The 12,970-nt window shown below is 70.8% G+C and carries 3 protein-coding genes; 2 read left to right on the top strand and 1 reads right to left on the bottom strand.

Translation table 11 applies throughout. The features are described from left to right. Nucleotides 1-219 precede the first annotated feature (219 nt). Complete coding sequence (hisC, locus tag OHV05_RS17845) at nucleotides 220-1,299, top strand: histidinol-phosphate transaminase (RefSeq protein ID WP_405018575.1); 1,080 nt, start codon at nucleotides 220-222, stop codon at nucleotides 1,297-1,299. Nucleotides 1,300-1,362: 63 nt separating this feature from the next. Here hisC and OHV05_RS17840 read toward each other — a convergent pair whose 3' ends face one another. Next, nucleotides 1,363-5,574, bottom strand: coding sequence for a ricin-type beta-trefoil lectin domain protein (locus tag OHV05_RS17840; protein WP_405018574.1), 4,212 nt, complete (start codon nucleotides 5,572-5,574; stop codon nucleotides 1,363-1,365). A 438-nt stretch (nucleotides 5,575-6,012) separates the two neighbouring features. Here OHV05_RS17840 and OHV05_RS17835 point away from each other — a divergent pair, with 438 nt between their 5' ends. After that, nucleotides 6,013-12,957 (top strand): RNase A-like domain-containing protein, encoded by a 6,945-nt coding sequence (locus OHV05_RS17835; protein ID WP_405018573.1) that lies wholly within the window; start codon nucleotides 6,013-6,015, stop codon nucleotides 12,955-12,957. The last annotated feature ends 13 nt before the right edge of the window (nucleotides 12,958-12,970 follow it).

The following is a 12,970-nucleotide window of genomic DNA, read 5'->3' as shown; positions in this document are numbered from 1 at the left end:
TCCTGTTCCAGCCTTCTTACCTCTGACATGTGCCATAGGAACCCGGCAGAATGGCTGATCGGTATCCGTACCCCGAACGAGCAACTCACCCCTACGGGTGAGCGGTCTCGGTATCGTTCGGGGCACCCGACCGGGGTGGTACGGGTGCGCACCAAGGGCCGAGCGCGTACGGCGATCCCGGCCGCGCAGGGCACCGCAGAATTCGCTAAGGAGAGCACCGTGACCGGTACGGCAGCGCAGGGTCCCCGGCTGAGGCCGACCCTGGACGGCATCCCGACCTACAAGCCGGGCAAGCCGGCCAGCGCCGACTCGTACAAGCTGTCCTCCAACGAGAACCCGTACGAGCCGCTCCCCGGCGTGCTGGACGCGGCCGTCGCGGCGGCCGGTTCGTTCAACCGCTACCCGGACATGGCGTCCAGCGAGCTGGTCGCCGAGCTGGCCGGCCGGTTCGGGGTGCCGCTGGAGCACGTCGTGCTCGGCACCGGTTCGGTCGGCGTGGCGCAGTCGCTGGTGCTCTCCACCGCCGGGCCCGGCGACGAGGTGATCTTCGCCTGGCGCTCCTTCGAGGCGTACCCGATCATCACCCAGGTCGCCGGGGCCACCCCCGTCCCGGTCCCGCTCACCGCCGGTGAGGAGCACGACCTGGACGCGATGCTCGCCGCGATCACCCCGCGGACCCGGCTGATCTTCGTCTGCAACCCGAACAACCCGACCGGCACGGTGATCCACCGCGCCGAGCTGGAGCGCTTCCTGGACGCCGTCCCGAGTGACGTGCTGGTCGTGGTGGACGAGGCGTACATCGAGTTCATCCGGGACGAGCGGGTGCCGAACGGCCTCGACCTCTACCGCGACCGCCCCAACGTCTGCGTGCTGCGCACCTTCTCCAAGGCGTACGGCCTGGCGGGCCTGCGGGTCGGCTTCGCCGTCGCGCACGAGCCGGTGGCCACCGCACTGCGCAAGACCGCCGTCCCGTTCGGGGTCAGCCAGCTCGCCCAGGATGCCGCGGTGGCCTCGCTGCGCGCCGAGGACGCCCTGCTGGTCCGGGTCGAGGCGCTGGTCGCCGAGCGTGGCCGGGTGGCCGCCGCGCTGGCCGCCCAGGGCTGGGAACTCGCCGACACCCAGGCCAACTTCGTCTGGCTCCGGCTCGGCGAGCGGACCCTCGACTTCGCCGCCGCCTGCGCCGCGGCCGGCGTCGTGGTCCGCCCGTTCCCCGGCGAGGGCGTCCGCGTCACCATCGGCGAGCCGGCCGGCAACGACCTCTTCCTGGCCACCGCCGAGACCTTCCGCAAGTCGCTCTGAGCGCACCCGGACCCCGAAGGGCCCGCAGCTACCGGCTGCGGGCCCTTCGGGGTCGGACGGGTGTCAGCTGCCGCCCGCCCGGGCGGCGGCCGGGGAGCCGAGGCCGGCGGCCGACCAGCGCTGCGGGTTGCTCCCGTTGCAGTCGTACAGGGTCACCCGGGTGCCGTTCCCGATGTTCCCGTCGGGGAGATCGAGGCAGCGCCCCGACTGCGGGTTGAGCAGGGCCCCGTTGGCCCGGGGCAGCCACTGCTGGTTGCCCGCGTCACTGCCGGCCGGGTCCTTGCAGTCCCACAGCGCGACCGGGGAGCCGTTCACGGTGCCGTTGCCCTGGACGTCCAGGCACTTGCCGAGGACCCGGAGGGTGCCGTCCCCGCGGATCTCGAACTGCTGGGCCGTCGAGGGGTTGCAGTCCCAGATCTGGATCGCGGTGCCGTTGTCGGTGCCGGAGGCGTTGTCGTCGAGGCACTTGGCCTCGCTGACCCCGGAGACCAGGCTGGTCCTGGCCGCCGTCGGCACGGAGGAGTAGTCCAGCACCGAGAGGTTGCTGACCGCGCCGTCGAAGGTGGTGCTCGGCTTCGACTGGTACCTGTACCGGCCGACCGCCAGCGGGCCGGTGGCGTTCCAGGCCAGCTCACGGGCGTGGTAGCCGGTCCCGGCCAGGGTGCCGTTGACGTACAGCGCGAGCTGTCCGGTGGGCTGGTCGTAGGTCGCGGTCAGCTGGGTCCAGGTGCCGACCTGGATCGCGGCGGCGGCGTTCATGGTGAGCGTCTGGTCGTAGGACCAGTCCTCGTTGTCGCGCTGGGACATCCCGAACCGCCAGGTGCTGTCGCCGCCCTCGGCCCAGAGGACGAACCCACTCGCGTGGGCGCCGTCCTGACTGACGATCACACCACCGGGGGTGTCGACCCGGGCCCAGGTGGAGACGGTGAAGCTGTGGCTGGTGTCGACCACAGGGGCGGAGGTGGTGGCGACACCGGTCCTGCCGTCCAGGTCGAGCACCTTGGTGGCGGTACCCGCGACGGTCGCATCGGTCCAGCCGGCCCCGGCGCCCAGGGTGGCGTCGGTCCGGCGGCGCAGGTCGCCGGCGGTGCTGCCGGTGCCCTCGTTGAGATTCCAGTGCGAGCGGGAGATCCGGGCGTCGCCGACGGTGTTGGCGGTGCCGAAGCCGGTGACCACCTTGCCGGTGGCGGTGCCGTTCAGGGTGACCAGCCGCTGCCGGCTGTCCAGCGCCCAGAGGTCGGCGACCGTGTCGGCGCTGGTGTCGCCGGAGGAGCTCAGCACCGGGTAGTCGGTGGCCTTGAGCTGCTGGGCGATCCGGGTGCGCCTGCTGTGGTCACCGAGGGCGGCGACATCGGCGGCGTTGGCGTACTGGTAGACGTCACCGGTGCTGTCGTCCCGGGCCCAGAGGTCGGGCAGGCCGTCGCCGGTGGCGTCGCCGGGGGCGATCAGCGTGAGCCCGTCCCAGCCGGCGGAGCCGAGCACGATCGGATCGCGCAGGGTGCCGGTGGCACCGCTGCCCTGGAACAGGATCAGCTGGGTGCGGCCCTTGCCGTCGGTCTCCACGGTGATCAGGTCGTTGCGCGGGTCGCCGGCCTCCTTCCTGGCGTCGCCGACCGCGAGGATCTGCCTGACCCGGCTCCAGTCCGCCGCGTACTCGTCGCCGCAGGGGGCGCCGGTGGCCTGCACGAGGCAGTCCTGCGGGTCGGGGCGGCCGACCGGCAGTTGCTTGGCGGAAGCGAAGTAGAGGTTCGCGTTGGCGGCCAGACCCCCCTGGGTCAGCGAGTTCCGGTAGAGGTAGAGGGCCTTGTCGCGGTAGGCGAACAGGTCGTCGTAGCGGATCCCGTTGCCACCCCGGTGGGTGACCAGGGTGCCGTTCCAGCCCTTGCCGCCCGGGCTGTTGGCCTTGTCGGAGGCGGTCACCCCGGCGGCCGGGTCGCTCGCGGTCGGGTAGACCACCAGGTCGCCGCCGGGGGTCGGGGCGAGCAGGTCCACCCGCTCGTCACCGGTGATGTCGCCGAGCACGGTCTTCGCCGCCGGGTTGTCCGGTGCGTAGAACGTGTAGGTCTGCTGCTGCGAGCGGTTGCCCGCCCGGTCGACGGCCTGCACCCGGAGGACGTTGGTGCCCCAGGTGGTGGGCGTCAGGTTGATCGCGGCGCTGCCGTCACCGGTGGCGTCCACCCGCTGGGCGCTGCCGACCGGGATGTTCCCGTTGAACGCGTACTCGTAGAACAGGACTCCGCTGGAGGCGTCGGCCGAGCGGACGGTGAAGGCACCGGGCTGTCCGATGAACTTGGACGAGCCGGGCAGGGTGCCGGCCGGCGGGTACTCGGCGGAGGTCACCACCGGCACCGAGGGCGGGGTGGTGTCGAGGCTGAACATGCAGCCGAACGACCAGTTGGCGGAGATGCGGTCGCCGTCGCCGCCCTGGGCCTTCCAGTAGTACCGGTGGCCGTCCTGCAGGCTGGTGGTGGTCGCCGAGGCCCAGTGGGTGCCGCCGGCCGAGGCGATCCAGCCGCTGTCCCAGGCCACCGGCTCGCCGGCGGTGGTGTCGTGGACGACGAAGTGGGTGTCGTTCGTCTGGTTGTCGGGGTCGCCGATCCAGGCCGAGAACTGGATGCCGGTCGCGGCGTTGGTCGCCCCGATCCAGCCGCAGCCGTTGCCGTTGGCGTTCTGCGGCGCGGGGTTGATCGCCAGGCTCCACGGGTCGTACGGTGCCCGGTTGTACTCGATGTACAGGAACGGCAGGTTGTTGCGGTCCCGGGTGAAGCGCTTGAACGAGTAGTTGCCGCCGGTCTTCGACTCGTCGGCGGAGAACAGCGCGAAGGTCAGGTTGCCGCGCCACTCGTTGTCGGCCAGGTGCTGGCGGACGTCCCACTCGCCCCGGGTGGTGGTGCCCGGGCAGCCGTTGCCGCCGGAGCTGTTCATCCAGGAGGTGCCGATCGCGCCCCAGTCCCAGGGCTGGGAGTTCCAGGTGGTGCCGGCGCCCAGCGTGTCGGTGGCGTGCAGCACCACACCGCGGTTGTTGGTGCAGGTGGCGTCGGCCGCGTAGGACTGGGTGGCGTACAGCGACGCCTTCTTGATGCTCTTGTCCCGCAGGTCGCCGGTGTCCAGCTGGACGTAGTACCGCTCCAGGCCCTTGGCGGTCTGCCACTGCTGGTAGCCCACCCCCGGGTCGTAGGAGGCCGAGTAGGCGTCGTAGTTGACGGTGTTCGGGTAGCCCTCCTGGACCCAGGCCCAGTGCTGGGTGCCCCGGTTGGTGGGCTGCCAGGCGGGGTCGATGAAGACCGGGTAGGTGGTCTTCGGGTCGGCGAGGAAGCCGGCGTCGGGGGTGAGTGCGACGGTGCCGGCGCCGAGGTCGGTCTTCAGCCGGCTGACCTTGGCCTGCCCGCCGGGGCCGTCCTCGTCGGAGGTGGGCTTGGCGGCGGCCGCGTTCGCGCCCGCCGCCGGGGCGGCCGACAGCGGGGCAGACTTGAGGGCCCTGGCGGCGGGTGCGGCTGGAGCGGAGGTGCTGGAGTCCCACATGGTGGGGGACGGCGCGTGGAAGACCAGTCGGCCGGCCTCGTCGGTGGCCTTGAGGTTGCCGTGCTGGTCGGCGGCGACGCTCACGCCCTGGCTCTTCAGACCCATGGTGAGCTTGGCGAGCTTCGGGCTGCGGGCGGCCTCGGCCGACTTGACCACCAGGACCTGGGAGATGCCGCCGGCCTGATCGGCGGTCAGCTTGAGGTCGGTGCCGGGTGCGACCTCGCGGTAGGTGGCGGTGTCGCCCTCCACCGTGGGCACCGGCAGGGCCTCGGGCCAGCTCAGGACGATCTTCTTGCCGTCCTGCTCCAGGGTGGCGAGCGGTGCGTTGCCACCGCCGGAGAGGGCCAGCGCGCTGCCGGTCGCCCGGGGCCGGAGCAGGCCGTCGGCCGACTTGCCCAGCGTCGCGTCCAGCTCGGCCCAGCGGTCGCCCTGCCTGGTCCGCACCGGAGCGACGCTCCGGGAGAGCGCGAACGAGCCGTCCGGGTTGGCCACCACGGTGTCGGTCTCGGTGGTCAACGCCGGTACGGGGACCGGCTTCCCGGTGCGCTTGGCCTCGGCCTGCGCGGCGGACTCGGCTCGCTCGCGCGCGCTGACCGGTCGGTCGGGCGCTGTGGTGTGGTCGGCCGCCCCCTTGGGGTCGGCCGCGAGCGCGGCGGGAGCCGCTCCCAGCAGGCCGACGGAGAGGGACAGGCTGACCAGACCCGTGAGCGCGGCGGACCGGCGGCCCGGCCACCTCCGAGGTATGGCCCCCATTGGAGTACTCCCAGCATTCATGGTGCGTAGACGACAGATCGCGAACGCTAGCACCGGATCAAATGCATCTGATTCACCGTCACGGGAGGGGGGAGTGGTGCAGATCATACGGATACGGAGTGTTGTTGATCCACTCTCCGGGGTCATTCTCATGATTTCTTTAGGTGAGGGTGATAGCTCGCCATAATCGGGCAAATCGGGCACTGATCCCCCGCCAATGTGACGGTGCGTTGGATATCACCGAGCTCCGTCACAAATTGATGACCTTTGTGACGAGGTGTCATCCCTTGCCGAATGATTGACCGCTGCTTTACCGCAGGTAGGCTCCCGCCGAAATTGATCATTACTAAAATTGGGGGGCGTGCCGTGCCGGCCGTGCCTGAACTTTCCGTACCCAGAAGGCGGTCAGCCGTCTTCCGGCGCACCAGTACCACCGCAGTGCTGGTGCTCTCCCTGTTGGCCGGAGTTGGTCCGGCCAATGCCGTCGAGTGGAAGCCGAAGGACACCAGGCGCTGGTCGCCCGGCAAGCTGACGGCGTCCCAGTCGGTGCCCGGCAAGGACGCGGCGTCGCCGACGGCCCGGGCGGCGAAGGGCGACGGCGCCCCCAAGTGGCAGCCCGGTGCCGTGGACTGGCCGGCCGCCACCGAGGCCGAGGTGGACCTCGGGGCGACCGCCGCCGGCGCTCGCGGCTCGCTGTTCGCCGCCTCCGGTGCCGCCGCCCCGGGCCGGGTGGGCAACGCCCCGGTCTGGCTCGACTCCCCGTCCGCCTCGGCGGCTCCCGGGGTGCAGCGCCGCGCGTCCGGCCCCAAGGCCGGCAAGGCCAGGGTCAAGCTCGCCGACCGGGCGAGCACCGAGAAGCTCGGCGTCAACGGCCTGCTGCTGACGGTCGGATCGGGCGAGGGCACCGAGGCCGGCGCCCCCGTCAAGGTCTCCGTGGACGTCGCCGGGATCGCCGGTGCGTATGGTGGTGACTGGCTCTCCCGGGCCCGCCTGGTGGCGCTGCCCGCATGCGCGCTGACCACGCCCGACCGGGCCGAGTGCCGTACCCAGACGCCGGTGCAGACCGCTACCGACCCGGCCCGGCCGGGTCTGCTGAGCGCCGAGGTCGCGATGCCGACCGGCGGCGCCGCCCCCGCTCCGGCCGGCTCCACCCGGCTGAACGCCGCGCCCGGCGGCGGTGCCATGGTGCTGGCCGCCACTGCCGCTCCCGGCGGTGGTGCGGGCAACTACGGCGTCAGCAGCCTTGCCCCGTCCGGTACCTGGAGCGCGGGTGGCAACACCGGCGGCTTCAGCTGGTCCTACCCGATCGACGTGCCGGATGGCCTCGGAGGCTCCAAGCCGAACGTCGGACTCTCCTACAGCTCCCAGGCGGTCGACGGCCGTACTGCCGCGACCAACAACCAGGCCTCCTGGATCGGCGAGGGCTGGGACTACACCCCGGGCTTCGTCGAGCGCCGTTTCAAGCCCTGCGCGAAGGACGGCCAGACCGGCTCGGGCGAGCAGTGCCTCTCCGGCTACAACGCCACCATCTCGCTGAACGGTCGCTCCTCCGTCCTGGTCAAGGACGACACCACCGGCACCTGGCGGCTCGAGGGCGATGACGCCTCCAAGGTCGAGCTGCTCACCGGAGCCGCCAACGGTGACAACAACGGTGAGCACTGGCGGGTCACCACCACCGACGGTACCCAGTACTGGTTCGGGGCCGGCCGCAAGCCGGGCAACCCCGCCGCGCCGGCCACCAACTCCGCCTGGACCACCCCCGTCTACGGCAACAACGCGGGCGAGGAGTGCAACAAGGCGGCCTTCGCGGACTCCTTCTGCAACCAGGCCTGGCGCTGGAACCTCGACTTCGTGGTCGACGCCAAGGGCGGGATGATCACGCACTGGTACGACACCGAGACCAACAACTACCAGCGCGGTGTCTCCGCCGCGAACCCGACCGGGACGCTCACCTCGTACATCCGCGGTGGCACCCTGAACAAGATCACCTACGGCTCCAAGCTGTCCGACCCGGACACCGTGAAGCCGACCGCCCAGGTGCTGTTCGGCACCTCCGAGCGCTGCCTGGCCGACGGCTCCTTCGACTGCGCCCCGGCCAAACTCACCAAGGCCAACGCGGCCAAGTGGCCCGACGTCCCGTTCGACCAGAACTGCGCCGCCACCGGCACCTGCGAGAACTACTCCGCCACCTTCTGGTCCACCAAGCGGCTCACGAAGATCACCACCCAGGTGCTCAGCGGCACGTCCTACCTGGACGTGGACTCGTACGACCTCACGCACGAGTTCCCGGACCCGCAGGACCACACCGCCCCGGCCCTCTGGCTGGCCTCGATCACCCACAACGGCCACGACGGTGCCACGAAGCTCAGCACTCCGCCGGTCACCTTCACCGGCCAGCTGATGAACAACCGGGTCGACTCCAGCGGTGACAACCGCCCGCCGCTCAACCGCCGCCGGATCGTCGCGATCACCGCCGAGACCGGCCAGGTCACCGACGTCGCGTATGCCGAGCCCGACTGCGCGCCGGGCGTCCTGCCCACCGCGCAGGACGCCAACACCAAGCGTTGCTACCCGGTCTACTGGAGCCCGGACGAGAAGAGCCCGGTCGACCCGGTGCTCGACTGGTTCCACAAGTACGTGGTCTCCGCGGTCACCGAACGGGACCCGTTCGGCACTTCGCCCGACCAGACGGTGCGCTACGAGTACGTCGGCGACGCCGCCTGGCACCGCGACGACGACGAGCTGACCGAGGACAAGCGCCGCACCTGGAACCAGTTCCGCGGCTACGAGCAGGTCGTCACCCGCACCGGCGCCGCGCCCGACGTGGTCGGCAAGTCCGCCGCCTTCTTCCTGCGCGGCATGGACGGCGACGTCAAGGCCGACGGCAGCAAGCGCTCGGTGACCTTCACGGACAGCACCGGAGCCACCGTCAAGGACGCCAACCCGCTCGCCGGTTCACCCCGCGAGACCCAGGCCTTCGCCTCCGACGGCGGCGCGCTGACCGTCTCCTCGCAGTCCGACCCGTGGCTCTCCCCGGTCACCGCCGGCCACAGCCGCGGCGGCACCCTGCCGCCGCTCACCGCTCAGATGCTGCGCGGCGGTTCGGCCCGGGACCGCGCGCTGCGCAGCGACGGCGGCTGGCAGACCACCTCCAAGACCGCGGCCTTCGACACCGTCTACGGCATGCCCGTCAGCGTGGTCGACAAGGCCGACGGCCTGGCCGACATCTGCACCACCACGAGCTACGCCCGCAACACGGCGGCCTGGATGGTCGACCGGGTCTCCGAGACCGTCCAGATCCAGGGCGGCTGCGCCACCACCCCGACCGAGGCCAACACCCTCGGGCGCAACCGCACCTTCTACGACGGCCAGGCCCACGGCACGCTGACCGGCCCCGGCCTGGTCACCGGCACCGAGGAACTGGACCGCTTCGAGAGCGGCCAGCCCAAGTACACGACCGCCTCCACGGTCGGCTACGACGGCTACGGACGGGTCGTCACCAGCACCGACGCGGCCGGTGCCACCACCACGACCGCCTACACCCCGGCCGGGCCCGCCCTGCCGGACACCGTGAAGGTCACCAACGCCAAGGGCTGGGCGACCACCTCGACCTTCCACCCGACCCGTGAGATCGCGGTCAAGACCGTCGACCACAACGGCCGGACCAGCGAGCAGACCCTCGACGCCCTCGGCCGGGTCACCGCGACCTGGCAGCCGGGCCGCTCCAAGGCCACCCAGAGCGCCAACACGGTGCTGGAGTACGAGCTCCGCAACACCGGCACCAGCTCGGTCACCACCAAGTCCCTGCGCGCGGACCAGTCCTACCGGGTCGGGACCGAGATCCTGGACGCGTTCGGGCAGACCGTCCAGCAGCAGAGCGACACCGCGAACGGCGCCGCCGGACGCATCGTCAGCGACACCTTCTACGACACCTTCGGGCGCGCGAAGAAGTCCAACAAGGCCTACGGCAACACCGCCTCAGGACCGACCACGACCCGGTTCGTCGCCGACGACAACATGGTCCCCGGTCAGAGCGCGGTCTTCTACGACGGCCAGGGCCGCCCGGTCACCCAGACCTTCTCCTCGAAGGCGATCGAGCAGTGGCGCGGCACCACGTCCTACCCGGGTGTGGAGCGCACCGACACCACCCCGCCCAAGGGCGACATCGCGACCAGCGTCATCACCGACGCCCGCGGCCGCTCGGTCGAGAAGCGCCAGTACAAGGCGGGCGCGCCGAACGGTGAGTACGACGCCACCCGGTACGCCTACGACACCGAGGGCAAGCTGACCCGGGTCGACGACCCGGCCGGCAACGCCTGGAAGTACGGCTACGACCTGCACGGCCGTCAGACCAAGGCGGAGGACCCGGACAAGGGCACCACGACCACGGCGTACGACGCGGCCGACCGGCCGGTGACCACCACGGACGCCCGCGGTGTCGCCACCTACGTCAGCTACGACATCCTGGGCCGCCCGACCTCTCGCAACCTCAACGCGGTGGACGGCACCAAGCTCGCCACGTACGACTACGACACCCTGCTCCCGGGCCTGCCCACCGCCAGCACCAGCTGGGTCAACGGCAAGGCCTACCGCCAGGAGGTCACCGGCTACGACACGCTCTACAACGCGCTCGGCAGCAAGCTCACCGTCCCGGACGGCGAGGGCGCACTGTCCGGCACCTACACGGCGAGCACCCAGTACGACGCGGTGACCGGGCTGCCCCGCCGGACCACCCTGCCCGCGGCCGGCGGACTGCCGTCCGAGCGGCTCTCGGTCGGCCGGAACGTCAACGGCCTTCCGGTGTCCATGGGTTCGGACAGCGTCGACTACGTCAACTTCACCGACTACGACGAGTTCGGCCAGGTCCAGCGGACCACCTTCGGCGACGTGCCCAAGCAGGTCGCCTTCACCACCACCTACGACCCGGCCACCGACCGGGTGCTGCAGACCCAGCTGCAGAAGCAGGACCAGGCCAACCCGGTCGACATCACCGACTACACCTACACCGAGGCCGGCGACGTCACCTCGGTCAGCACCCAGCAGGGCGCCGTCCGTGACACCCAGTGCTTCACGTACGACCACCTGCGCCGGCTGACCCGGGCCTGGACCGACCTCGGCACCACCACCAGCAAGCCCGGCCCCGCCGTCCCCAGCCTCGGCGGCTGCACCAACACGGCCCCGCAGACCGGGAAGATCGGCGGCCCGGCCCCGTACCGGCAGTCCTTCAGCTACGACGTGACGGGCAACCGCACCTCGTTCACCGACCACGACCCGGCCGGCGACCCGCTCAAGGACACCACCACCACCCTCAGCTACCCGGCGCCCGGCCAGCCCAAGCCGCACGCCCCGACCAGCACCACCACGAAGACCGGCAACGGACCCACCGTCACCACCGGCTTCACGTACGACCAGACCGGCAACACGCTCACCAAGCCCGACGCCGCCGGCAACACCCAGACGATGACCTGGACCCCGGACGGCAACCTGGAGAGCGCCAGGACCGGCGCGGGCACCTCCACCTACGTCTACGACGCCGACGGCAACCGCCTGCTGCGCCGCGACCCGGGCAGCACCACCCTCTACCTGGGCAGCACCGAGCTGACCCTGAACACCGTCAGCAACACGGTGAGCGGCACCCGCTACTACAGCACCGCCGCCGGCCCGGCCATCGTCCGCAGCTCGGACGGCCGGCTCGCCTACACCGCCACCGACCACCACAACACCGGCACCACCTCGGTCGACGCCGCCACCCTCCAGGTACAGCGCCGGGCCACCAAGCCGTTCGGCGAGGAGCGCGGCACCCAGCCCACGCCCGGCAGCTGGCTCGGCGAGAAGGGCTTCGTCGGCGGCACCCAGGACAAGGCCACCGGCCTGACCCACCTCGGCGCCCGCGAGTACGACCCCCGGCTCGGGACCTTCCTGTCGGTCGACCCGGTCATCGACCCGTCCGACCCGCAGCAGCTCCAGGGCTACCTGTACGCCAACAACAGCCCGCTCACCTTCACCGACCCCGACGGCCTGTTCTGGGGCAGCCTCAAGAAGGCCGTCAGCAAGGCCGTCAACACCGTCAAGGACAACTACAAGGCCATCTCCAACATCGGCCACACCGTCCTCGACGTGGCCGGCATGATCCCGGTGATCGGCGAGATCGCCGACGTCGCCAACGGTGTCTGGTACGCCGCCGAAGGCGACTGGAAGAACGCCGCGATGTCCTTCGCGGCCGTGGTCCCCGTGGTCGGCAGCGCCGTCACCGGAGCCAGGGTCGCGGCCAAGGCCGCCAAGTACGTCTCCAAGGCGACCAGCCGCACCAGCAAGGCCTCCTCCGCAGCCCGCCGAGGCACCAACTGGAGCGCCAAGGCAGGCCCGCCCCCGGGCAAGACCAAGGCGAGCGGCGCCAAGTCGACCGTCTCGGGCGGCAAGTCCGGTGGCAGCAAGGCGAGCAGCGGCAGCTCGGGCGGCTCCAAGGCGAAGAGTTCGTCCGGTTCCAGCGGGCGGTCAGCCAACTCCGGCAGCCGGCAGTCCCCGGGCTGCAACAGCTTCCTGCCGGACACCGAGATCCTGATGGCCGACGGAACCCGGAAGCCGATCGACCGGATCGTCAACGGCGACCAGGTGCTGGCGTCCGATCCGGCCACCGGGAAGATCACGGCCAAGGACGTCACCGCCGTGATCACGGGTGACGGGGTGAAGAACCTGGTCGAGATCACCGTCACCGCACCGGCGGCCACGGACACGACGGGCGCCAAGCCCCAGGCCGTCACCGCGACCGACAAGCACCCCTTCTGGCTTCCCGAGCAGAAGCAGTGGGCTGACGCCGATCAGCTGCAGCCCGGTCAGTGGCTGGAGACCTCCTCCGGCACCAAGGTCCAGATCAGCAGCATTCGTCGCTACACCCAGTCGCAGGGTGTCAGGAATCTGACGGTCAGTGACCTGCACACGTACTTCGCGGTTGCCGGGGAAACCCCGGTGCTGGTGCACAACAGCAGCACCTGTGATCTCCCCTCCCACGAGAACGTCAACGGTGGGCACACGATCGCCAAGCACGTGGCGAAGGACGACGCGTACCTGATCGGTCGGACGCAGCCGAAGCCCAACGGGAGCCCCGGAATTCCCAATGCGTCCTCGTTCACGGATCTGCGGGCCGCCGAGATCGAAACCCAGACGAACATCAATGCGCACGCGTCCGGGATCTCGTGGTGGCTCGGCAACTCGAACACCTCGCAGATCACCTTCCACTCGCCGATGTTCGATCCCACGCATGCGATGGTGTACAACCGGGATGCCGCCACGTGGGGGCCCGGTGCGACCGTGGTGACCGTCATCAAGCGGGATGCGGGCATGCCGGACGGGTACTCGATCTTCACCTCGTTCGCCAATCCCTGACCCGCCCCCGCAA

The sequence above is a fragment of the Kitasatospora sp. NBC_00070 genome, from assembly GCF_045041205.1.
GTDB lineage: Bacteria > Actinomycetota > Actinomycetes > Streptomycetales > Streptomycetaceae > Kitasatospora.
This window is presented reverse-complemented; position numbering and strand designations above follow the sequence as displayed.

Excerpts from the sequence above, each read along its gene's own strand:
- OHV05_RS17840 (WP_405018574.1), bottom strand. The coding sequence starts at position 5,574 with ATGGGGGCCATACCTCGGAGGTGGCCGGGCCGCCGGTCCGCCGCGCTC.